Here is a 24,522-nt window from a genome sequence, read left to right as displayed (position 1 = left end):
GTGAAATAAGAAAAGGGCAACGATATAAAGATAAAGTTCATTAATAATTGAAAAGATGTGTAAATTTAGAGTGTTTTCCGAATGAGTAGAATGTTCCGTAGGCATGAAAGCCTCTCATGCCTACGCAACGGTTGATACGTATACATGAGACCATGTCACGCCTATGCAACGGTTGATACGTATACATGAGACCATGTCACGCCTATGCATCATGAAATACGTATACATGAGACCATGTCACGCCTACGCAACGTGAGATACGTATACATGAGCCCATGTCACGCCTACGCATCGTGAAATACGTAGGCATGAGCGAAAAATCCACACCCAACACTTCCAAAATAATGTATAATTAACACAATAGATAGGGTGATTTGATGAGGATTTTATTCATTGGAGATGTAGTCGGAAAAATTGGCCGGCGCATGATAAAAAATTATTTGCCGGGTCTGAAAAAAGAGCATAATGCACATTTTACGATTGTAAATGGTGAGAATGCGGCCCACGGCAAAGGGATAACGGAAAGTACTTATAAGGAAATTTTAAACGGCGGCGCGGATTTTATCACGCTTGGGAACCATGCCTTCGCTAAGCGCGATGTGTATGACCTTTTAAACTCGGGTGTTAAAATGGTCCGCCCCGCGAATTTCCCGGAGGGCACACCGGGCGACGGCAGCCGCATCGTCAACATTAACGGAAAGAAATTATTAATCGTGAACCTGCAGGCGCGGAGTTTCCTCGAGCCGATTGAAAATCCGTTCACAGTAATCGATAAAATTCTCGAAGAAAACACATACGATGCAGCCTTCGTGGATTTCCACAGTGAAACGACGAGCGAGTCCATCGCCATGGGCTACCATCTGGATGGCCGGGTCAATGCGGTAGTCGGCACGCACACGCATGTTCAGACGAATGACGCCGCGCGTCTCCCGAACGGCACAGTTTACATCACTGACGTCGGCATGACCGGTTTTAAAGACGGCATATTAGGCATCAGAAAAGATGAGGTCATCCGCAGATTTATAACGAATCTGCCTGAACGCCATGTTGTGCCGGACGAGGGCAAGGGCGTAATCAGCGGTGTAATTATCGACACTGACAGTAAAACAATTAAAAACTTTAAAATTGAAGAGTAAGAACAAGAGACGGGCGCATCCAACAAAAAATGCGCCCGTTTTTTCCGTCCAGCAATAAAAATCTCAAATCCGGTTCAAGTTTAGTGAAAATTATGTCACTTTTGTGGCATAATATAATTAATTCGGATTTCGAAAGAATATCATCAAAAGAGATTTGTCATACTCAGGCGCTTACCTCACAGAAACAAAGGATGGTTTTACAATGATTACAGTTTACCGTTATGCCATGAAGTACAAATGGATGATTGTTATTGCTTTATTTTTCATGTTTATTGAGCTTATCGTCGAACTGATCCAGCCGCTGTTTATTCAGCAGGTCATCGACAACGGAATTATGATCAACAGCATCGACAATGTTATATTCTACCTGCTGATTATGTTCGCAGTGTCGCTGATTGCATTGTTTGCAGGTATTTTTAATACATATTTTACCAGCCATTTAACAAATATGTTCGGCTATGATCTGCGGCTCGCTATCTTTAAGCGGGTTCAGAATTTTACGCTTGCCACCTTATCGCGTTTTTCAACATCAAGTCTGATCACCCGGATGACGCAGGACGTGCTGCAGACGGAGATGCTGCTCTTTATGAGTCTCCGCATCCTGCTCCGCGCGCCGCTGCTCGTCATCGGTTCACTCGTCATGTCCTTCCTCGTCAATCCGACGCTCGGGCTGTATTTATCAATGCTGACGCCGATACTTGTTATCTTTCTGTTTTTCACAGCGAGAAAAGGGGCCCAGGTCTTCCTCCGTGTCCAGCACTGGCTCGACAGAATTAACCGTTTTATCCAGCAGAATTTAGAAGCGGTCAGGCTGATAAAAGCCAACGACACAGGTGAATACGAAACTGGAAAGTTTGCCAAAGTTGCAGCGAAACTGCGGAACGACACGATATTTGCCCTCCGGCTTATGGAGTCCATTTTGCCGGTGCTTCTCTTAATTATGAACGGCAGCCTGCTCCTCGTGCTCTGGGTCGCTTCCGACCTCCTCAAGACAAATGAGGTTGCCGTCGGGGAAATCGTTGCGGTTATTAACTATGCGCTCCGTATGCAGGGCGGATTTTCAATGTTTGCCTTTCTGATTATCGCAACTTCCCGTGCCAAGGCGAGCAGCGACCGTATCAGTGAAATCCTGCATGCGCCGGTTGCTGTGGAGGATAAAAACACTTACGAACCGGCAGACAGCGAAGGTACCGTTAAATTCGACAAGGTATCCTTTAAATATCCGCATACCAGCCGTTACGTGCTGAAAAATGTTTCATTTGAAATACATGATAATGAAAACTTTGTCATTATGGGCGGGACGGGTTCAGGTAAAAGTTCACTGATCAGCCTCATCCCGAATATGTATGATCCGACTGACGGCGTCGTGACGGTCAATGGTAAAAATGTACTCGACTGGAATACTGCTGACCTCCGGCAGACAATCGGCTACGTGCCGCAGCGCGCAGTGCTCTTTACCGGCAGTATTTACGATAATCTGCTCTGGGGAAATCTGCATGCTGAAGAAGATGATGTCTTTATGTCATCTGAAAAAGCGCAGATTCACGATAATATTATGAATTTTGATGAGACTTACGAAACGACGGTCGGCCAGATGGGGGTTACGCTGTCAGGCGGCCAGAAGCAGCGTTTGTCAATCGCACGCGCGCTTGTCAGAAAACCGTCGATTCTAATATTGGATGATTCGACATCAGCGCTTGACGTCCGGACGGAGAATAATTTGTGGGATGCGCTCGCAGGCGAAAATGTGACCCGCATCGTCATTACGCAAAAAATATCGACTGCCGAACAGGCGGACCGGGTGCTGCTCTTAGATGACGGTGAGATCTCCGCCCTCGGCAGCCATGAAGAGCTGCTCAGAACTTCAGCACTGTACAGGGAAATTTACGAATCGCAGAAAAAAGGGGGGCATCTCGATGACTAACTTTTTTGCACGCCCCTTCGGGCATGAACGGCTCATTACAAAAGAGGATATTGGCAAGAACAAACGATCAAACAAAAATAAAGCGGACAATATGGGCCAGACCTTAAAGCGAATCTGGCAATTTATGCGCGGCGAGAGAAAACGGTTGTACTTTATCATTTCACTCGTTGTTGTAACGAGTCTGCTCAGCATCGTTGGACCGTTTCTCGTCGGCCGAATTGTCGATTATTACTTTATACCGCGGGAATTCGACGGGCTCTTCCGCGTGCTGATGATACTCTTAGCATCATACGTTCTCCTGTCGGCGACGACCTTTATCCAGGCTTATCTGATGGTCGGCTTGTCGCAGCGGACGATTTACAATTTGCGTCATCACCTGTTTGAACATATGCAGGAGCTGCCGGTGACTTTTTACGATAAACGCCAGCACGGTGAATTAATGAGCCGGATGACCAACGATATTGAAACGCTGTCGCAGACGATGAACTCGTCCTTTATCCAGTTTACGACGAGTATTGTCACGCTTCTCGGCACCTTTTCAGTCATGCTGTACTTAAGTCCGCTTCTGACTTTTTTAACAGCACTGATTATCCCGATTTTAATTGTCAGTGTCAGATTTATAACGAACCGTACGGGGCCGCTGTATAAAATGCGTCAGCGGCGCACCGGCGAACTGAACGGTTACATTGAAGAAATTGTCTCCGGCCAGGAAATCGTGAAAGTATTCTCCCAGGAAGAACGGGCGGTCAGGAACTTTGAAATGCGCGCCAAAAATTTAAGAGAAGTGACCTTCTGGGCGAATCTGTATTCCGGTTTTATTCCTAAAATCATGAATATGCTGAATAACATTTCATTTACCATTGTCGCGGGTGCCGGCGGGATTCTCGCGCTGACGACTAACGGTATTGTTACAGTCGGAACAATTGTTGTCTTTGCAGAATACGCCCGCCAGTTTACACGTCCGCTCGCTGATCTGTCCAACCAGCTGAACCAGGTGCTGTCGGCAATTGCGGGAGCGGAACGCGTCTTCCAAATACTCGATACGCCGGCGGAAGCTGACGAAGGTAAAATTACTGATAAAACACTGCGGGGACACATTGAATTTAAAGACGTCACCTTCTCCTACAGCAGGGAGCAGCAGGTGCCGACGATCAGAAATCTGTCATTTGAAGTCGCGTCCGGGGAATCCGTTGCTTTAATCGGTGCGACAGGTGCCGGCAAGACGACGGTTATGCAGCTGTTAGCCCGCTTTTACGAAGCGGATTCAGGCAGCATTTTAATCGACGGGGAGGATATTAAAGATTACTCCCGGACTAACATTCGTTCACAGACAGCCTTCGTGCTGCAGGACCCGTACCTGTTTGAAGCGACCATCCGTGAAAACATCCGCTATGGCCGGATGAATGCGACAGACGATGAAGTGATTGAAGCGGCGAAAGTCGCCAATGCCCATGACTTTATTATGACGCTCGAGCAGGGTTACGACACGGTGCTCGATTTAGATGAGGGCTTTATCTCGCAGGGACAAAAACAGCTGATTTCTATTGCACGGGCGCTTATTACAGACCCTGCCATTCTGCTGCTCGATGAAGCAACGTCCAGCATCGACACGATTACAGAACTGAAAATCCAGGAATCGCTGGAGCGTCTGATGAAAGGGCGGACGAGCATTATTATCGCCCACCGTCTCAACACGATAAAAGCCGTCGACCGGATCTTCGTCTTAGAGCAGGGCGAACTGCTTGAAGCGGGAACGGAAGAAGAGCTCCTTGCTTTGGAAGGCAAGTACTATGACATGGTGAATCAGTAAACAGGCGAGCTGTGCGGCTCATCTATGTTTACAAACACTTTCTGTTCAGTTATGATGGAAGCAATTAAATACCGCACACCACTGGAGGTGCCCTTACGGGCTGAGAAACACTCTTACTACCTGATCTGGATTATGCCAGCGTAGGGAAGTGGCATAGATTCGTTATGCACACTCCAGGGCCGGAGTGTGCATTTTTGTACTTTGACAAACGAATCAGGAGATTTACATTTAATAAATGAGGGCTTTCATATATAATGAATGGTATATATCAACTAAAAGGTGGAACTTCGAATGTATACTAAGGATGAAATAATAGAAGAAGCAAAAAAGCTCGGTAAAATGATGGCGGAAACAGAACAGGTTGAATTCTTCCAGAAAGCGGAAGCTAAGATTCACGAAAACCAGGAAATCCGCGAAAAAATGGCCAGCCTGAAAAGCCTGCAGCAGCAAGCTGTAAACTTCCAAAACTACGGCAAAGAACGCGCCTACAAAATGACGGAAGAAAAACTCGCTAAAATCGAAGCGGAATTAGACGAAATGCCGCTCGTTGACCAGTTCAAAGAATCACAGGCAGGCGTCAACGAACTGCTCCAGATGGTCTCGCATGCAATCAGCTCCACAGTTACAAGCGAAATTATTGAACAAACAGGCGGCGACCTCATGCAGGGCGAAACCGGCGCTGCAATCCGCAACAAGCCGAACCGCGACCCGAACCAGTTTAAATAAGTATCAGCTACATATTGAATGGCGTTGAAATCTCTGAATAATAGAGTGTTTCAGCGCCATCTTTGTATGTTGACGCATCGCGTCTTTCGTATACATGAGCGCCTGTCACGCCAACGCACCGCGCCTTTCGTATACATGAGCGCCCGTCACACCAACGCACCGCGCCTTTCGTATACATGAGCGCCTGTCACACCAACGCATCGCGCCTTTCGTAGACATGAGCGCCCGTCATGCCAACGCATCGTGTCTTTCGTATACATGAGCGCCCGTCACACCAACGCATCGCGCCTTTCGTAGACATGAGCGCCCGTCATGCCAACGCACCAAGCCAGGCATTCCTCACCAGCAATTTTAAAATAGGAGGTACTACCATCAACAAATTAACTAAAAACATGACCTACACCGCAGCTTTTGTCGCCTTAAACGTTATTTTAAGCACGCTCGTCACTATTCCAATCGGCATTATCCGCGCAGCGCCCATGCAGCATCTGATCAATGTGCTCGGTGCAGTAATTACCGGCCCCTGGGTTATCGTTCAGGCTTTTATCTCGTCGACGATCAGAGTCTTATTCGGCACGGGCACCGTATTTGCTTATCCCGGCAGCATGATCGGCGCGCTCTTAGCCTGGCTGCTTTACAAATACTCTAAAAAACTGTCGCTCGCAGCAACAGGCGAAGTCATCGGCACCGGCGTTATCGGCGCGCTCAGCCTTTACCCGCTGATCATCGTCCTTGAACTCGACGCGCAAATTTTCACAGTCGTCGCGGCAGCCTTCTTAGTATCCAGTCTGATCGGTGCCATCACGTCCTACATCATCTTAAAACAATTGGAAAAACACGGAGTCTTACGGCGGATATAAGCGTTGGTGCATGTTATAATAATACGACAAGATTAATTTAGGAAGTGTTAAGATGCGGGAACCAACACCGATGATGAAACAGTATTTTTCAATTAAAGACAATCATCCGGACAGCTTGCTTTTATTCAGACTGGGAGACTTTTACGAGCTGTTTTACGACGATGCAGTCACGGCTGCAAAAGTGCTCGAAATTACATTAACTTCACGCGATAAAAGCAAGGATCCGATACCGATGTGCGGCGTGCCGTACCATTCTGCGCGGAACTATATCGCAAAGCTGATTGATAACGGTTTTAAAGTGGCGATCTGTGAGCAGATGGAAGATCCGAGAGCGGTTAAAGGCATGGTCAAAAGAGAAGTGGTTCGGGTCATTACGCCGGGGACCTTAATCGATGACTTCGGTATGGACGATGGTGCAAGCAACTTTATTCTGGCACTCTGTGAAAAAAATGATAAAACAGAAGTCAGCTACGCCGATATTTCAACAGGTGAAATATTTGCTTTCAGCACCGATGACAAAACGGAGCTGAAAAGTGAAATAGAAACACTCGGCGCAAGGGAGCTCGTCACAAACAAAGAAAGCGAGCAGCTGATTCACCGGATTTATAACGATCCGCCGCTCTATACAGTATTTGAAGCGGATGAACCTGCTGATTACGACTATGAAGCGGATGTCGATGAACACCAGGCGATTAATCTGCTCTTGAACTACATCCGTAAACAGAATATGCAGGAACTGAAACATTTAAAAACGGTGGAAAAACACCGGATTAATACATTTATGAAACTGAACTATGCTGCGATTTCGAACCTCGAACTCTTAGAAAACATTCAGACTAAAAAAGTAAAAGGGTCGCTGTTCTGGTACTTAAACCGCACAGAAACACCGATGGGGAAACGACAGCTCAGAAAACAAATCGAGCGGCCGCTTGTCTCTAAACAGGAGATAGTTAACCGCCAGAATATCGTGACGACTTTAATCGACAACTTTACCGAACGCGAGCGACTGTCCGTTATTTTAAATCACGTTTACGATATCGAGCGGCTGGTCGGGCGTCTCGCTTTTAACAATGTCGACGTGAAAGATCTCGTTCAGCTGCGCGATTCACTGGAAGGACTGCCGGAATTAAAAGCAGTACTTGAATCACTAAAACTGACGGACAATAAAACATTCCAGAACTTCGACAGCCTGGAAGATGCGTATGAGCGCCTCGTTGTCTTAACCGACACGCCGCCGAAAACCATCCGAGAAGGAAAGATCTTTAAAGACGGTGTCAACGAATCACTCGATAAACTCCGTGATATCAGCAACAATGCACGTACCTGGCTGAACAATTACCTCGAGACAGAAAAAGAACGAACCGGCATTAAAAACTTAAAAATTGGCTTTAACAAAGTATTCGGCTACTACCTCGAAATTTCCAAGGGCCAGGCGGTAAACTTTGACGCGGAGAAATTTGAATACAACCGCAAGCAGACGCTCACCAACGCTGAGCGTTTTATCACACCGGAACTGAAGGAAATGGAAAGCCAGATTTTAACAGCAGAAGATGACAGCATTAAGCTCGAATTCGATATGTTTACTGAACTCAGAACGGATATGATGGCTTACATTACCCGCCTTCAGCAGACGGCTGAGCAAATATCGACACTCGATACGCTGATATCATTCGCCCTGGTGTCGAACGACTACCATCTGACCACACCGGAATTTACAGAAAACAAAGCCATCAGCTTAAAAGATGCGCGGCATCCGATCGTTGAACGCATGCTGAATGAAAATACTTATGTGCCGAACGACCTCACGATGAGCGATGACAGTTTTATTTATCTGATTACCGGCCCGAATATGTCCGGTAAGTCGACCTATATGCGCCAGGTTGCGCTCATTATTATTATGGCTCAGATTGGTATGAGGGTTCCTGCGGCAAGCGCTGAGCTGCCGATATTCGATGCGATATACACACGCATCGGGGCAAGCGACGACTTATCGAGCGGCAAATCGACCTTTATGATTGAAATGATGGAAGCCAATACCGCGCTCCAGCACGCGACGAAAGACTCGCTGCTTATATTCGATGAAATCGGCCGAGGCACGAGCACTTATGACGGTATGGCGCTCGCCCAGGCTATGCTCGTTTACATTCACGATGAAATCGGAGCGAAGACGCTGTTTTCGACCCACTACCATGAACTCACGAACCTGGAAGACACGCTGCCGGGACTCCGGAACGTGCACGTTAAAGCAACGGAATACGACGGCAAACTCGTCTTCCTGCACAAGGTCAAACCTGGAGCGGTGGAAAAAAGCTACGGCATTCACGTTGCGAAATTGGCAGAACTGCCGGACCGGGTGACAGAACTTGCAGCTGACTATCTGACTTCATTTGAAAACAGGAAACAGGAAGCGCCTCAGAAGGCACAAAATGACATTTTCCAGCTGGAACTGCCGCTTGATGACAGCGAAACAGTATCTAAAGACGAAGCAAATCTCTTAGCCGAGTTAACATCGCTTGATTTAAATAATATGACGCCGATGGAGGCGCTGAACACATTGCATAAGCTTCACAATCAGGCACGCGGGGAGGAATAGAAATGGGACAGATACACGTACTGCCCGCTCATATACAAAACAAAATCGCAGCGGGCGAGGTGGTCGAGCGTCCGAGTTCCATCGTCAAGGAAATTGTTGAGAACTCGCTCGACGCCCATTCCACGGTCATCGAAGTCTTTATTAAAAACAGCGGCATGGAATCGATTAAGGTGGTCGACAACGGCCGCGGCATCGATTATGAGGACCGCACGCTCTTATTTGAAAGACATGCGACGAGTAAAATCGATACTGCTTACGAGCTGTTTGAAATCCGTTCGCTCGGCTTCCGGGGGGAAGCCTTAGCCAGTATCGGTGCCGTCGCCAAAGTAACCTTGGAGAGCATGCGGGAGGACTCAACGCCTTTTAAAATTGTTTACGCCGGCGGGAAGTATGATGAAGATACCGTCTGGCACGAACGCCGCGGCACCATTATTGAAATTGAGGATTTATTCTTCAATACACCGGCCCGCTTAAAATATATTAAAAATCTGCGCACTGAAGCGGGTAAAATTATCGATATTATGCAGCGGATGGCTTTAAATTATCCGAATGTCAGCTTCCGGCTGGTTTTTGACGGCAAGGACCGCTTTAAAACAACCGGCAACGGCAATCTGAAAGAAGTCATCAACATTCTGTACGGCATCCAGGTGTCAAGCAACACGCTCGAAGTTCAAGCGGAAAGCCCGGACTATAAAATCGAAGGGTATATCGTGAGACCGGAAGTGACAAGGAGCAATCGCAATTATATTAATTTAAGTATTAATCACAGGCATGTCCGTCATTTTAAACTGTCCGAGAGTATTATTAATGCCTATCATACGCTGCAGCCGAAAGAGAAGTATCCGCTCGCCTTTTTAAATATCACCATGGACCCGAAACTGATCGATGTCAACGTCCATCCGTCAAAGGTGGAAGTGAAGCTGTCGAAGGAAACAGAACTGCTGAAGCTGACCGAGAGGGCAGTTAAAGAAGCACTGATGGAAACGGAACTGATTCCGGAAGTGGAACATAAGACGCCGAAGAGTGAAAAAAACGAGCAGACAGCTATGGATTTTACAGCGCGACACGAACAGATCAGGGAGCATATTGACAGCTACACACCGCCCGTCCGTCAAACACCGGAAACGTTTAAAGAGCGGCCGGAACAAGAGCAAAAATCAGCTTACACGAATCCTTTCCAGGAGGCACGGCCAGCACAGAAAGAATCAGCACCCAAAGATGCGCCTGCTTACGTTTACAACGAACCGCTGCCGAAAAAAGAAAAACTGCCTTACTTAGAAATTATCGGCCAGCTGCACGGTACTTATATTATTATGCAGAACGAAACAGGCATGTATCTCATGGACCAGCACGCTGCCCAGGAGCGCATTAAATACGAATATATTTACGCGAATATTATTAAGGAAAACGACGGCATTCCGCTCTTAATTCCTTACACTTTCGAATTCAGTTTTGACGATGTGATTACTATCGATGAGAAGCTTGACGAACTGCAGTCGCTCGGTTTCGATATTGAAAAAAGCGGCGTTAAACAGTACACGGTATCCCGTTATCCATCGTGGATTAAAGCTAAAAATCCGGAAGAGGATATCAATGACTTAATTGAATTTATTACAGAGACAGACAATTTTGATGTGAATAAATACCGAGAAGAAATGTCCATTATGATGAGCTGCAAGCAGTCGATTAAAGCAAATCATTACCTCGATAAAAACCAGATGACAGCGCTGCTAAAAGAGCTCGGAAAATGTGCTTCGCCGTACACCTGCCCGCACGGACGGCCGGTGATTATTCATATGACAACGTATGAAATAGAACGGCTGTTTAACCGGATTATGAAGTAAGGGGGGCTTAAATTGAAAATTATTAACCGTACGATGAGAAATAAAGACAGGAGTATTTCAGTGACGCATTATGCGCCAAAGAAGCCGAAAGCGAGCATTCAAATCCTGCACGGCATGGCCGATCATAAAGGACGCTACAAGGAGTTTCTGATGTATCTCGCCTTAAATGATATTCACTGTGTTATTCATAACCATAGAGGGCACGGCAGCGATGAGAAGTTAAGCAATCTTGGCCACTTCTCTTCTTTTGAAGACCTGCTCGAAGATGCGAAGATCGTCAGCCGGTCCATGCCTGAAGGTCTTCCGCATATTGGACTCGGTCATTCTATGGGTTCCATTCTGCTCAGAAGACTGCTTGAAGAAGGCCTTTACGATGCAGGTGTCATTGTCGGCACAGGCAGCAAGGTCCGTTTTTCTGATACGCTGTCTCACGTCCTGATGCAGGCGCTCTCTAAATTAATCCCCGGCACGAAATCGAGACTGATTAACAAATTATCTTTTCTCGGCTACGACGGCAACTTTAAGGGCACGGTTAAAAACCGCTGGCTGTCGGCAGATTACGCTAACATCCATGCTTATAACACTGACCCGCATGCCGGCCAGAAGATGAGTGTAAGAGCACTCGCTGAAATACTGAAAAACATCCGCTACGTTGATTCTTCAAAGTGTCTTAAACAATACAGGGATATCCCTTACTTATTAATCGGCGGCATGGATGATCCATTTTCGCATTTCGGCAGAGATTATGAACTTTTACACTGGCGGCTGCAGCGTCATTTTACTCAGGTGAAAATGGAGCTCGTGCCGAACGCGCGGCATGAAGTGCTGTTTGAAGAAAACAGAGGCGCGGTGTATTCTAATATTGTCAAATGGGTGGAAACATATGTCGAAAAGTAAATTGCTTATCTTAGCCGGACCGACAGCTATCGGAAAGACCGCATTATCGATAGATATCGCCAAAAAAATTAAGGCTGAGATTATCAGCGGCGACTCCATGCAGGTCTACAGAGGCATGGATATCGGAACCGGTAAAATCACTGAAGATGAGATGGATGGTATACCGCATCATATGATTGATATTTTAAACCCGGATGAGACATTTTCTGTTTCCGATTTTCAAAATCAGGTGGCGCGCCTTGTTTCAGATATTGAAGCACGGGGGAAACTGCCTATGCTGGTCGGCGGCACCGGACATTATATCAAGGCACTGATTGAGGGCTATCAGTTTAATGAAGAAAGCCGGGAAGATATTGACCGGCTGACTGAAGCGTATGAGAAGTTTTCGAATGAAGAACTGTTTTCAGAACTTGAAAAACTGGTGCCTAAAAGCGGGATCCACCCGAATAACCGGAAGAGGATTATCCGCAGACTGGTGAAAGAAAAGCTTGGGGCTAAAGAAAAGAAAGCGTATACACAAAAGCCGGAATATGATACATTCTTAATAGGTCTCACAGCAGACAGAAGTGTGATATACGACCGTATCAACAGACGGGTAGAGGCAATGTTCAATACCGGTCTCGCGGAAGAAGTGAGCGGATTGCAGAATCAGAAGCTGTCAGAGACAGCGGGACAGGCAATCGGCTACAAGGAGTTTCTGCCGTATTTTAAAGGGGAAGCATCACTCGCTGAAGTAAAGGAGCGCATTCAGGCTCATTCACGGCAGTATGCGAAGCGGCAGCTGACTTTTTTCCGCAATCAGCTGGATGTGCAGTGGTACGATATCGCGCAGACAGATACAGATATAATCATTAAAGATATATATCAATTCTTACAAACAAAAGGGGAGAATTAAATGAATTTGCAGGATTCGTTTTTAGGGGAATACAAAGAATCAGGAAAGGAAATCACCGTATTTTTAATGAATGGTTTTCAGCTGCAGGGGAAAATTACTGACTTCGACAAGTATGTTGTTGAACTTGATTCAGAAGGAAAAGTTCAAATTATATATAAGCATGCAATCAGTACATTTATACGAGCGTAAAAAAACAGCCGGACTTCCTGTCCGGCTGTTTTCCGCTTTATCCAGCTAAATATTTTTCAACGTCTTCTTCGATGTCGTGCGGCGGTTTTTGAGGGGGATAGCGTTTAACTACTTTTCCTTCCCGGGTAACCAGGAACTTAGTAAAATTCCACTTAATCGAATTGGTGATTAAGCCTGATTTCCCTTCGGTTAAGTACTTAAACAGCGGATGAATATTTTCTCCCTTAACATCGGTTTTCTCCATTACAGTATAGGAAACACCGTGTTCTCTGCCGTAAAGGTCGCGTGCTTCTGCTGCGGAACATGGTTCCTGGTTCATAAAGTTATTTGACGGAAATGCCAGAATCTCTAGACCGATATCATGGTATTTCCGGTATAATTTTTCAAGCTCATCAAGCTGTTTATTAAAACCGCATTCACTTGCTGTATTGACAATCAGAATTACTTTGCCTTTTAAGTCCTTCATGTGAATATGATTCCCGTCTGCGTCCTGTGCTGAGAGGTCATAAAAAGTTGTCTTCACTTATGATCCTCCTTTCTTTACTTTCTATATACAACAGTTGATACTACAATATAGCCTTATTAATATGATTAAAACATGATATTGTAATATTAAATAAAAAAATCGGGGGTGTTTGTCATGAATATGACACATACTGGAATAATCCTTGCGACGAACACTGTACAAAATAAAGACGTGGAGTCGGAAGTGCGCGAGCTTAAAGAGCTGAGTGAGTCCATCGGCATAGAGATTATCGGCACGCATATCCAGAACCGCACATCGATAGACAGGAAGAGTTATGTGGGAAGCGGCTTTCTTGAAGAAGTCAAAATGCAGTATGAAGATATTGATTATGCTATCGTTAACGATGAGATTCTGGCAAGCCAGAACCGCACTATAGAAAACATACTGGATACGAGTGTGATCGACAGAACGCAGGTCATTCTCGACATTTTCAGCTTAAGAGCTCAGTCAAAAGCAGGCAAGCTGCAAGTGGAACTGGCCCAGCTTGAATACCTGGTGCCGCGCTTAAAAGGGCAGGGCATCAACCTGTCGAGGCTCGGTGCCGGAATTGGTACAAGAGGACCCGGAGAAACCAAGCTTGAAACAGACCGCCGTCACATTAATAAAAGAATCCAGGATATTAAAAGGCAGCTCTCTGTCATTGAAGAACACCGTTTAAGATACCGCGATAAGCGGCGGTCGAATCAAGTGACGAAGGTATCGCTGATCGGCTATACGAACGCGGGCAAGTCGACGCTGTTTAATAAGCTGACGAATGCAAAAACGCTGCAGGAAGACAAGCTGTTCGCGACCCTGGATCCGCTGACCCGGGAAATGGTTCTTCCGTCAGGTTTTCAGTGCATTATATCGGATACGGTCGGTTTTATCCAAAAACTGCCGACGACTTTAATAGAAAGTTTTAAGTCGACGCTAGAAGAAGCGGCGGACAGTGATTTCATTATTCATGTAATCGATAATAATGCTCCGGACCTTGTTAGCCAGTACGATACGGTGCTGGATTTAATCGATTCCTTGAACATGAAAGATATTCCCGAGCTGATTCTGTTTAATAAAACAGATTTAAATGATGAGAAAAGACTGCTGCCGGCAAGTCCGCATCAGTTTGTGAATATGAATATGCCGGCAGAGGACATATTAATGGATGTCGAGAACTTTATGACGAAGTATTTCAATACCTATGATGCGGAAATTCCGCTTTCAAGACAGGATAAGATTTACAGATTAAAAAGACAGACTATCGTTAAAGAACTTGAGCTTGATGAAGAGAAAGTTAAAGTCAGCGGCTTTGAACCCGAGGGCAATTTTGCAGAACGTATAGTAGAGAAGGATGACGAACGTGAATAATGAAAAAAAGATTTGCAGCATCATAGAACAAGCAGAAGAGGCATTGCAGCCGTATTATAAAAAGAATAAGGATATTGCCTATAAGAACTTTAAAAAAGTGATGGCAGCCTTTACAAATCACTCGGTCACAGAAAGTGACTTCAGCGGCACGACAGGCTACGGTTATGACGATGTCGGGCGGGATAAGCTGGAAGAGATCTACAGAGATGTGTTTAAGGCGGAAGATGCTCTGGTTAGGACACAGATTATTTCAGGAACCCATGCGATCAGTCTGGTCCTGCTGAGCCTTTTAAAAAACGGCGATGAGCTCTTATATATTACGGGAACACCATACGATACGCTTGAAAAAGTAATCGGCACGACAGAAGATGATATCGGCAGCCTGAAAGAAATGGGTGTTGAGTTTAACACAGTCGATTTAAAAGATGATCAGTTCGATACAAAAAGTATACTGTCATCAATTACAGAAAGAACAAAAATGATTGGCATTCAGCGCTCAAGAGGCTACTCTCACCGCAAATCGATGAATGTCGGTGAAATAGAAGCGGTTATACAAACGATAAAAGAAAAACACCCGGATATTATTGTCTTCGTGGATAACTGCTACGGTGAGTTCGCGGAAACGAGAGAACCGCTGGAAGCGGGTGCGGATATTATGGCAGGCTCGCTCATTAAAAACCCGGGCGGCGGTCTGGCTAAAATGGGCGGTTACGTTGCAGGCAAAGAAAAACTTGTCGAGCGCGTGAGCTATCGCTTAACAGTGCCGGGCGTCGGCAAGGAAATGGGCGCGAGCCTGAATGCACTCACTGATATGTACCAGGGCTTCTTTATGGCGCCGCATACGGTCATGGAATCTATTAACGGTGCGCTGTTAATGAGCTATGTTTTTGAAAAATTAAATATGAAACCCTCACCGAGATATACAGAAGAGCGTACGGACTTAATTCAGAGTGTATCATTTAATAATGAAGAAGAAATGATAACGTTCACTCAGATGATTCAAAAAGCAAGCCCGGTCAATGCGCGCTTCATGCCGATTCCGGATTTAATACCGGGCTATCAGAACCCTGTTATTATGGCTGCGGGAACCTTTGTGCAAGGTGCGTCGCTTGAACTGTCGGCAGACGGACCGGTCAGAGCGCCGTACACAGTGTACGCCCAGGGCGGCCTGCATATCGAACACGTGAAATATGCGCTCGAAATGTCTTTGACTGAACTCTCTGAGAAGAATATGATAGAGCTATAAAGAATAAGTGTCGCTATTGTATAGTGACACTTATTTAATTTAAGCGTATAATTAATTTCGAAATTATAAATTGGAGCTTACATAATGAAAAACGTCCTTGCTTTGTTAAAAGAAAACTTTGAGAACCTTCATTTGATCTGGAAATTAAGTCTCTATAATATTAAGGCGCAGTATGCCAACCACTATCTCGGCATACTATGGGCGATATTGATGCCGGCAGCCCAGGTCGGAGTCTTCTATGTGATTTTCGGACTCGGCTTAAGGGGAGACCGGGGCGATGTGCAGAATGTGCCGTTTCTTGTCTATCTCATAACGGGTATTTTTGGCTTCAGCTTTATCTCGGGCTGTATAAACGCAGCGTCGAATGCAATCAGCAGCCAGATCGGGCTCGTGACTAAAATGAAGTTCCCGTCGAGTGTGCTGTTATCTATGTCCATGGCGAATAATGTGATTACTTTTATGATTATGTCTGTTATCGTTCTCGTTATCAGTATCGTGAACGGCTACTCGGAACCCCTGCATTATCTGGTCTGGTTTTACTTTATGTTTGCGACCATTATTTTTACATACAGCATCGGCTTAATCATGTCGTCAGTTAATATACTCATCAGAGACTTTAAAAATATTCAGGCTAACGTCATGAGAATGTTTTTCTTCATTACACCGATTTTCTGGGAGCCGGCAGGACGTCCGCCGTTAATGGAAACGATTATGGCGTTTAACCCGCTGGCTTATCTCTTAATGACTTTCAGATATGCTTTGATATTTGACGGTCCGGCTTTTTACGGTGATGTTTCCGACCACATTTTCTTCTGGTCGATTACGCTCTTCCTGTTCTTTATCGGGGTACAGGTGCATTACCGCTATAAAGACAGACTGGTGGATTACCTATAAAGGTGGATAATTATGTATAAAGTTAAAGTAGAGAATGTCTCTAAAATATATGATATTAATAGAAACCGCATCGCAAAAGTGTTATCACTGCTGACCTTCGGCAAATTATATAAAGCAAAACCTTTTTATGCCTTAAGAGATATAGATTTCGAAGTTAATGCAGGGGATTCTGTGGGTATATTGGGATTAAACGGTTCCGGTAAAACCACGCTGTCAGATTTAATTGCTGAAGCGACAGTCCCGTCCAAAGGTAAAATCCATATTAACGGGCGTACTTCCTTAATTGCAATCAGTGCGGGACTGAACCAGGAACTGACGGGCGAAGAAAATATCCGTATCAAGTGTCTCATGCACGGCTTAAGTGAAAAGCAGATTGCAGAACGCTACGATGATATTTTAAAATTCAGCGAGCTTGGTGAATTTATTAAGCAGCCGATTAAAAACTATTCGAGCGGTATGAAGTCGAGACTGGGTTTTGCCATTGCGATCCATACCGACCCTGATATTTTAATTGTCGATGAAGCATTGTCAGTCGGTGACGAAACTTTCGCCAATAAATGTATCGACCGCATGCGAGATTTCCAGGAGCAGGGTAAGACGATTTTCTTTGTTTCCCATGCAACGGGACAGATCAGACAGTTCTGCAATAAGGCAGTCTGGGTGCAGTACGGCGAAATGAAACAGTTCGGTGAAATGAAAGATGTTGTTAAAAGCTATGCCGAGTTTGTTAACCAGTATAAAAATCTGACTAAAGATGAGCAGATAGAATATAAGGACAAAATGGTAGGCGAGCAGATGAAGGCGAGCCAGCATTTAGATCTGCCTAAAGAAAAAATAAATATGAACAGTGTTGCTGTCGGCACGCTTTTGTTTCTGTTTATGATGTTCGGGATCGTTTTTCAGATATTCAGTTTGTAAATAGTATGGTAAATTAGTAGGAATATATGTAATATGGAGAACTAGTTCATTTTAGATTAGACATTAGGAGAATTGCCCATGAGATACCTGCAAGGAATTATTTCATACGTAACATTAAAATATAATATGCCTGTCGTCTCAAGACATATTCTGAAGCTGAGCCTGACTAAGAAAGTCGGAAAAGCTGAGCCGGGTCTCAGTTATTTTCTCCGTAAATCGGAGCATTTAACGCTGATGGATTTAATAGACCATATGCGCCTTCAGAATGACTATGAAGCATATTTAAAAGCACTGATTTTACGTCATGAAAAGAATTACAAAGGGTCTCTTGAAATGGTGGCGAACGACCGGAATAAGGCGCTCATTCCTTTTAAAACAAAGCTGTACTACAATCTTAAAAGATATGAAGATGTCGTAAATATTGCTGATTCCGGATACGATGTCCTCGGTGAACTGACAGAAGAGCAGCAGATGGTGCTCGTCAGGAATTTAATAAAAGAAAACTATTATGAAACAATTGAAAAGATGATCAGCCAGACAGGCAAAAATAAGATGCAGCTTGAAGAGCTGTATCACCATGAGAAAGATGATTTATATTATAAATATTCATGGTCTCAGTACCGGACAACTGTCTTAGATGATATAGATCCGAATGCGCCTTTTGCAGAAATTAAAGAGAAAATTGATCAGACAGATGAGAACATGCGGAATCTTGGTTATGTTCTTGTGATCAACAACTATTTTACTAAAGAGAAGAACCTGGATGAGCTGAATGACTTATTTGTAGACCACATCAACAGCAATGAAAATCTTTTTAAATACATAGACCCGATTGCTGTGGATACACTGGACTTCAATTTAAGTTCCAATGATAAGAAATCAGACCGGCTGCAGAATCTCCTGAATTATTATCATTTCGACAAAGGCACTAAAATGCTGATGAATAAAATCATGAAACTGCTGCCGGAAGTGACTTTAAATGCCCAGCACATTATGAGCATCAGAAGACTTGTTCTTGACCGTCATTTAAACTTTAATGATTCGCTCAGCAGAAAGATGTTTAATTCCGATAAGCGGCTGCAGAACGTCTTTCACAGCGCGACCTTATTTATAGATGAAGATACCCGTTCTTTAACCGATAAATTCGTCCACCATAACTTTAATGTCCGTGAGAGAACGAGAATATATAACGCGGTGATTAACCAGCTGCAGCGTGTTAACAAGCGTTATGAACTGCCTTTTTATATTTTTACTTATCTTGAAAAGAGTGCCGGCAGAAAACAGAACCATACTTACATTTTAGCGAGATACTATGCTGCAGCAGGTCAAAAAGAGAAGCTGGATGCACTGATTACTTCCAGCACCTTAGATAAGCAGCTAAAAATACATATTAACTTATCGATGTACCTGTTCAATCTTAAAATGTACGGTGCTTCGCTCTTCCATGCCCGTAAAGGTTATGAGATTAAACCGAATAATGCAGATGTTCTGCGTTCACTCATCCGTTCGCATCATGTGATGGGGAATATCGATGAAAGATATAAAATACTGCAGGAAATGAGAAAGCAGTTTGCATCGAGAGTGTACCCGGGAGAATTTCTGATGGCGGAGCAGGAGCATGAACTGTTTCACACCGAATGGCAGCCGAAAGCTCTGCGTGACAACCGTCCTTATCGGGATGACGGTGAAACAGTGCTGTTTGTACTGAATAAAGCTATGCCTGCAATTAACGGTTATACGATACGCACGAATGAAATAGTATCGAGAGTGAAAGATTACGGCTACCGGCCTGTAGCGACATCGCGCCTCGGCTGGTCTCCTGAACATGAGAATTATTCGAAACCGGGTCTTGATGAAGGGGATTACCGTACGTACTATATCGACCGCTCGGATAAGTATTTAACAAACCGTACGCCTTTAAGGAAGTATTTCAACGTTTATAAAGATGAGTTATATAAAATAGTTATGGAAGAAAAGCCGGCAGCAATACATGCGGCATCGAACTTTCAAAATGCCATGCCTGCTATCCGTCTCGGCAACCAGATGAATATTAAAACGATTTATGAAGTGCGCGGCCTTTGGCATCATACCCAGACATCGAAAGTGCCTGAATTCTTTAATTCTGATCGTTTTAACATGCAGGAGCACTATGAAATATTATGCTGCCAGTATGCTGACGAGGTCATTGTAATCAGTGAAAGTTTAAGAGAGTATTTAATACTAAAAGGAATTGCTGCAGAAAAAATTACTGTGCTGCCTAACGGGGTAGACAGTGAAGTATTATCACCTTTGAAAAAGTCCGAGGACCTTATCGAGCGGTACCAGCTTGAAAACAGTACAGTACTTGGCTTTGTAGGCTCTATTACGAACTATGAAGGACTTGAATTAATTATTGATACTGTAGAAGCACTGAACAACAGTAATGAATTTACGGAGAAGTTCAAGCTTCTTGTAGTTGGTGATGGCCAGCACCGCGCTGCCTTGCAGAGAAAAGTGCTGGAGCAGAATTTAAGCGATGATATTATCTTTACAGGCAAGGTGCCTTTTGAGACGGTGAAGGATTATTACTCTGTCATTGACATTGCGCCGTTTCCGCGCCAGGATAAGCTGGTCTGCCAGCTCGTGACACCGATTAAGACATATGAAGCTATGGCCATGGGTAAACGGGTCATTGTGAGCGACGTCAATGCACTGAAGGAAATGGTAATTGACCAGGTCAATGGTGTTTACTTTAAAGCGGATAACCAGGAATCATTTGAAGAAGCAGTCATCAGTGTTTTAAATAATGAAGCAATCGGAGAATCAGCCCGGGAGTGGGTCGTTGAAAACCGGGACTGGAAAGTTCTGCTTCAAAAACTTGTCAAAGTTTATGAAAAACTGGATATTAAAGCAAGTTAAAAAGAGCCGCACGTCACAAAGTGCAGCTCTTTTTTTACTGTTGAAGAAAGTTTATATAATTCTGCATGGCAGGAGAAGCCTCGTTAATCAGCGTTTTGTGTTCATTAACAAAATCTTTTAAATCCTTCGGAGACATATTTTCAATGAGAGCAAGGGAAACTTCAGTTAAATCTTCTTTTTGTATATACGGTGATTTTATTTCCTCTCTCTGATATACATCGATACCATTGTATCCTTCCGGATATTTATAAGGATTACCGATAAGGCCCCTCACTTTCATATTATTTAGTAAAACCTGCAGCATCCATTCGTTTTTCTTGTCAGGCATTTCTATATATTCAGCGTCCGGACTCTCTTTGCCGGCTGTCAATGGTTTGTAGACATAGGTTTCAGAAAATCTCGGTTTGGCTTTGTCACTTTCAGCAGTCACTCGAATACGGTATTTTCCCGGCTCATCCAGTATAAACTGGCAGTATCTTGAATCGGTACGGTGAGATTTTTTATACGGCTTTCCGTCTTTGTAAAGTTCGTATACATAGTATCTTGGTTCAATATAGTTCATATAGACAGACAGAATATTATCTTCCAGTTTTTCGTCAAACAGCAGCTGGTTTTCGTAGTTGTCAGAGTTGAATTTTCTAAGCTGCTGGACGAGGCCCTCGTATATTTCAATGGGGGCATCCAGCATATCATTGACGCCTTTGTTATCAGCGCTCAGTACAAGTTTATTGTCAATGCTGCTGTACAGGAGCTCATAAATGCCGGCAATGAAATCATCATGTTCATTGTTCGGAAGCACGTCTATTAAGATGACCTGTTTATAAAAGGCTGTCAGTTCAAGAATTTTATTTAAATGCTGTTTCAGCGCCTTGAATTGTTCAATTTTACGGACTTCTTCATAATCCACTGCCTCGTCAAGCAGCTCGAAGGACTGCTTGTTGAAATAAGAACCGTTATATTTGACAAGCGCATTCATTTCGCTCAATAGATCAATCATTAAAACTTCAGCCCGGGATTCCTGCAGCTTATTTAAATTCGCCTTGTTTAAGTCTCTGTGAGCAGTTGAGATTTCAACGATGTCCGATGTGTTGAGATCTTTCATTGCAACCGGGTAAGGCTTGGATAAAAGGGACAGGAAACTCTGGCCTGACACAAAATTATTTACATCATATGGGAAACTTCTGAATTCTGTTAAACGGCCGGCAAACTGGCTGCCGATAATATCGATTTTCATAAAAATGCTCCTTGGTATTTTTCGTAGAATGTTTTCTATTTCGCCGCCTTAATAGTATAATATAAGATGAATCATTGAGAAGGAGACGGCGTATGTATTTTTTAAAGAAAAATTTACTTAATATTATCATATGGACATTGGCACTCGGGGTAGTGGGTACAGCTGTTAATTTCTTCATACCACCGGCGAGTACAACGTACGAAGAATATTATACCTTAGAAAGCGGGCTTGAACCAAATACGATTGCAAATTTAAATATTCAGTTTAACGAAACTGTGAATAAGGCATCGAATAATATTCTTGTAGCCGCTGCAGACGGCCAGTCCGGTTCTGACATTTTACATCTGACAATTACGACTGAGCCGGGAATTAATTACAATTCGATTCAAGCTCAGGCTATGGATATTCTGGCTGAAGAAGGTGCTGTAACAACTGACAGCACTGCTCTGAATGTCTATGAGACACAAAATGACGCTTTAAAAATAATGATCATTTTACTGTCGCTGTTAATCGGTGCCGGCATCGGTATTGTGACAGCGCTTAGTAATAGAAATATAAGTACTGAAGAAGATATCGAGCACTATCTTGGTGAAAGAACCCTCGGTACTTTCTAGGAGTGAGACTATGAGCGAAACGGAAGACAGATTCAATAACTTTAATGAAGATATAATTAACAACCTGTATGATACAGCTATGGCAATAAGAAATGAAAATCACGACAATCCTAATAACAAAACAATATTCTCTTCTGTAAATAAGAGACTGGCAGTCACTGATGCTGCGATGCATATTGCTTATATACTGACGGAATTAAAAGATAAGGTGCTGGTTGTTAATCTCGACAGCAGAAGCACTGCGGCAGTCGAAGAGTATATTCATTCAAAAGCAAAACCGAACTTGTTTACAACTTTAAGAAATTCGATGTTTTTAAGTGAAGCAATCAACCATTCAGCCTTTGAAAAACTCGATATCATTCATGTTGAAGAAATGGATGAAGATGAATTGATGGCTAAGTTCAGCGACTACAATGTACTGTCGAAATTAAGCCCGCTGAAAAGCTACTATGATCATATTTTCCTGATCGGCCCGCCTTTTGAAGAGTGTGAAAATTACGGTGCTTTTTTAGAACTTGCTGACAGTGCAGTGACTGTTATAAGTGCTAAAAAGAACGACAGACAGGAATTAAATCAATATTTACAAAAAATTAACCTTTTTAATGTAAAAAGTTTTGGTATACTAAGAAAAGCAGAGTAATTTATATAGGAAAAGGTAGGGTGTTTTCAGAGTGAAACTAACAACAATAGGATTAGGTTATATCGGCTTGCCGACATCAATTATGTTTGCAAAACACGGCGTTGATGTACTGGGTGTCGATATTAAACAGGAAGCAGTAGATATGCTGAATGGAGGAACCATTCATATCGAAGAACCTGGATTGCAGGAAGCGCTTGAGGAAGTGCTTGAAACAGGCAAATTCAGAGCGTCTACAACTGCAGAAGAAGCAGATGCATATATTATTGCGGTTCCTACACCAAACAATAATGATGAACATAAATCAGCAGATATCTCTATTGTAATGAGCGGTGTTAAATCGATTGTTCCATTACTTAAAAAAGGTGATACTGTTATCGTAGAATCAACAATAGCACCGCGTACGATGGATGATCACGTTGCGCCCTACCTTGAAGAACAGGGCTTTAAAATCGGAGAAGACATTTTCTTAGTCCACTGTCCGGAACGTGTACTGCCCGGTCAAATTATGGAAGAACTTGTGTACAACAACCGTATTATCGGCGGTATGACCCCTCAGTGTGTTGAAGCAGGTAAAAAAGTGTACGGTACATTTGTACAGGGTGAAATGATTGAGACAAACGCTAAGACAGCGGAAATGTCTAAACTGATGGAGAATACTTATCGCGATGTGAATATTGCACTCGCAAATGAACTTGCTATGATTTGTAACCGTCTGGATATTAACGTTCATGAAGTAATTGAAATGGCTAACAAGCATCCGCGCGTTAACCTGCACACACCGGGACCTGGTGTCGGCGGACACTGCCTGGCAGTAGACCCTTACTTCATCATTGCTGAAGCACCGGAAGAATCTCCGTTAATTCAGCTATCAAGATCAATCAACGTATCTATGCCTGAATATGTAGTGAACATTACTAAAAAAATGCTGTCTAAACTGAACGGCAACAAAGTAACTGTTTTTGGTTTAACATATAAAGGTGATGTGGATGATATCCGTGAATCACCGGCGTTCGATATTTACGAACTGCTTCGTAAAGAAGAAGGACTGGAAGTAAATACTTACGATCCGCACGTGAAAATGGACTTTGTTGAGAAGGATATGAAGTCTGCAGTAACTGATTCTTCATTAGTATTAGTATTAAGTGACCACAGCGAGTTCAAGATCTTAACTGATAACGATTTTGAAACAATGAAAGACAAAGTAATCTTTGATACTAAGAATGTAGTACCTAATAACTTCTCTGAAGTTCAATACTACAACTACGGTAATATTCAAAAATTCTAGTATAAATATAAATATAAAAACTGTAGACAAAGTTAATAGCTGACCTGTC

At 43.7% G+C, this 24,522-nt stretch carries 20 protein-coding genes and 1 riboswitch; of the genes, 18 read left to right on the top strand and 2 right to left on the bottom strand.

All coding sequences use genetic code 11. The features are described 5' to 3' along the window. Positions 1-377 precede the first annotated feature (377 nt). From DFR63_RS04695 to hfq, 10 genes are all read left to right on the top strand, one after another. The gene (locus tag DFR63_RS04695; RefSeq protein WP_115884698.1) at positions 378-1,136 is read left to right on the top strand and encodes a TIGR00282 family metallophosphoesterase; all 759 of its coding nucleotides are present in this window, start codon (positions 378-380) and stop codon (positions 1,134-1,136) included. A 202-nt stretch (positions 1,137-1,338) separates the two neighbouring features. After that, a complete protein-coding gene (locus DFR63_RS04690) occupies positions 1,339-3,060 on the top strand; it encodes an ABC transporter ATP-binding protein (RefSeq protein WP_115884695.1) in 1,722 nt (573 codons plus the stop codon). Further along, entirely contained in the window at positions 3,053-4,870 is a 1,818-nt protein-coding gene (locus tag DFR63_RS04685) for an ABC transporter ATP-binding protein (RefSeq protein ID WP_115884692.1), read from the top strand. The genes DFR63_RS04690 and DFR63_RS04685 overlap by 8 nt, the downstream gene beginning before the upstream one ends. Before the next feature lie 73 nt (positions 4,871-4,943). Continuing rightward, positions 4,944-5,034: riboswitch (TPP riboswitch) on the top strand. Between the two features lie 127 nt (positions 5,035-5,161). Next, positions 5,162-5,596 carry a YlbF/YmcA family competence regulator gene (locus DFR63_RS04680; RefSeq protein ID WP_115884690.1) on the top strand — a complete coding sequence of 145 codons (435 nt, stop codon included), beginning with the start codon at positions 5,162-5,164 and terminating at the stop codon, positions 5,594-5,596. A 392-nt stretch (positions 5,597-5,988) separates the two neighbouring features. Next, on the top strand, positions 5,989-6,456 hold the full coding sequence (gene thiW, locus DFR63_RS04675) for an energy coupling factor transporter S component ThiW (protein ID WP_115884687.1): 468 nt from the start codon (positions 5,989-5,991) through the stop codon (positions 6,454-6,456). A gap of 52 nt (positions 6,457-6,508) precedes the next feature. Beyond that, positions 6,509-9,049: a DNA mismatch repair protein MutS gene (gene mutS, locus DFR63_RS04670; RefSeq protein ID WP_115884684.1), complete on the top strand. Its 2,541-nt coding sequence runs from the start codon at positions 6,509-6,511 to the stop codon at positions 9,047-9,049. A gap of 2 nt (positions 9,050-9,051) precedes the next feature. Continuing rightward, the gene (gene mutL, locus DFR63_RS04665; protein WP_115884681.1) at positions 9,052-10,893 is read left to right on the top strand and encodes a DNA mismatch repair endonuclease MutL; all 1,842 of its coding nucleotides are present in this window, start codon (positions 9,052-9,054) and stop codon (positions 10,891-10,893) included. Between the two features lie 12 nt (positions 10,894-10,905). Next, positions 10,906-11,790 carry an alpha/beta fold hydrolase gene (locus DFR63_RS04660; protein WP_115884679.1) on the top strand — a complete coding sequence of 295 codons (885 nt, stop codon included), beginning with the start codon at positions 10,906-10,908 and terminating at the stop codon, positions 11,788-11,790. Next, positions 11,777-12,685, top strand: coding sequence for a tRNA (adenosine(37)-N6)-dimethylallyltransferase MiaA (gene miaA / locus DFR63_RS04655; RefSeq protein ID WP_115884676.1), 909 nt, complete (start codon positions 11,777-11,779; stop codon positions 12,683-12,685). Before DFR63_RS04660 ends, miaA begins: the two co-directional genes overlap by 14 nt. After that, complete coding sequence (gene hfq / locus DFR63_RS04650; RefSeq protein WP_115884673.1) at positions 12,686-12,874, top strand: RNA chaperone Hfq; 189 nt, start codon at positions 12,686-12,688, stop codon at positions 12,872-12,874. It abuts the gene before it with no gap. A 37-nt stretch (positions 12,875-12,911) separates the two neighbouring features. Here the strand turns inward: hfq and DFR63_RS04645 are convergent, their stop codons facing one another. Then, complete coding sequence (locus DFR63_RS04645; RefSeq protein ID WP_281271278.1) at positions 12,912-13,397, bottom strand: glutathione peroxidase; 486 nt, start codon at positions 13,395-13,397, stop codon at positions 12,912-12,914. Between the two features lie 117 nt (positions 13,398-13,514). Between DFR63_RS04645 and hflX the strand changes: the two genes are divergently transcribed. From hflX to DFR63_RS04620, 5 genes are all read left to right on the top strand, one after another. Continuing rightward, positions 13,515-14,744, top strand: coding sequence for a GTPase HflX (hflX, locus tag DFR63_RS04640; protein ID WP_115884671.1), 1,230 nt, complete (start codon positions 13,515-13,517; stop codon positions 14,742-14,744). Continuing rightward, positions 14,728-15,990: a methionine gamma-lyase family protein gene (locus DFR63_RS04635; RefSeq protein ID WP_115884669.1), complete on the top strand. Its 1,263-nt coding sequence runs from the start codon at positions 14,728-14,730 to the stop codon at positions 15,988-15,990. The genes hflX and DFR63_RS04635 overlap by 17 nt, the downstream gene beginning before the upstream one ends. 84 nt (positions 15,991-16,074) lie before the next feature. Next, entirely contained in the window at positions 16,075-16,884 is an 810-nt protein-coding gene (locus tag DFR63_RS04630) for an ABC transporter permease (protein ID WP_115884666.1), read from the top strand. A 9-nt stretch (positions 16,885-16,893) separates the two neighbouring features. Then, positions 16,894-17,802 (top strand): ABC transporter ATP-binding protein, encoded by a 909-nt coding sequence (locus DFR63_RS04625; protein WP_115884664.1) that lies wholly within the window; start codon positions 16,894-16,896, stop codon positions 17,800-17,802. Between the two features lie 78 nt (positions 17,803-17,880). Beyond that, positions 17,881-20,700: a glycosyltransferase family 4 protein gene (locus DFR63_RS04620; protein WP_115884662.1), complete on the top strand. Its 2,820-nt coding sequence runs from the start codon at positions 17,881-17,883 to the stop codon at positions 20,698-20,700. Positions 20,701-20,734: 34 nt separating this feature from the next. On the opposite strand, the gene DFR63_RS04615 is transcribed toward DFR63_RS04620, so the two are convergent. After that, positions 20,735-21,934, bottom strand: coding sequence for a DUF6270 domain-containing protein (locus DFR63_RS04615; RefSeq protein WP_115884660.1), 1,200 nt, complete (start codon positions 21,932-21,934; stop codon positions 20,735-20,737). Positions 21,935-22,026: 92 nt separating this feature from the next. Between DFR63_RS04615 and DFR63_RS04610 the strand changes: the two genes are divergently transcribed. The 3 genes from DFR63_RS04610 to DFR63_RS04600 are packed head-to-tail and all read left to right on the top strand — an operon-like array spanning position 22,027 to position 24,473. Beyond that, complete coding sequence (locus tag DFR63_RS04610) at positions 22,027-22,548, top strand: hypothetical protein (protein WP_115884658.1); 522 nt, start codon at positions 22,027-22,029, stop codon at positions 22,546-22,548. A 10-nt stretch (positions 22,549-22,558) separates the two neighbouring features. Next, positions 22,559-23,188, top strand: a complete 630-nt coding sequence (locus DFR63_RS04605; RefSeq protein WP_115884656.1) for a ParA family protein — start codon at positions 22,559-22,561, stop codon at positions 23,186-23,188. A 31-nt stretch (positions 23,189-23,219) separates the two neighbouring features. Beyond that, positions 23,220-24,473 (top strand): nucleotide sugar dehydrogenase, encoded by a 1,254-nt coding sequence (locus tag DFR63_RS04600; protein WP_115884653.1) that lies wholly within the window; start codon positions 23,220-23,222, stop codon positions 24,471-24,473. Positions 24,474-24,522: the final 49 nt, after the last annotated feature.

The sequence above is a fragment of the Jeotgalicoccus halotolerans genome (assembly GCF_003387165.1).
Classification (GTDB): domain Bacteria; phylum Bacillota; class Bacilli; order Staphylococcales; family Salinicoccaceae; genus Jeotgalicoccus; species Jeotgalicoccus halotolerans.
This window is presented reverse-complemented; position numbering and strand designations above follow the sequence as displayed.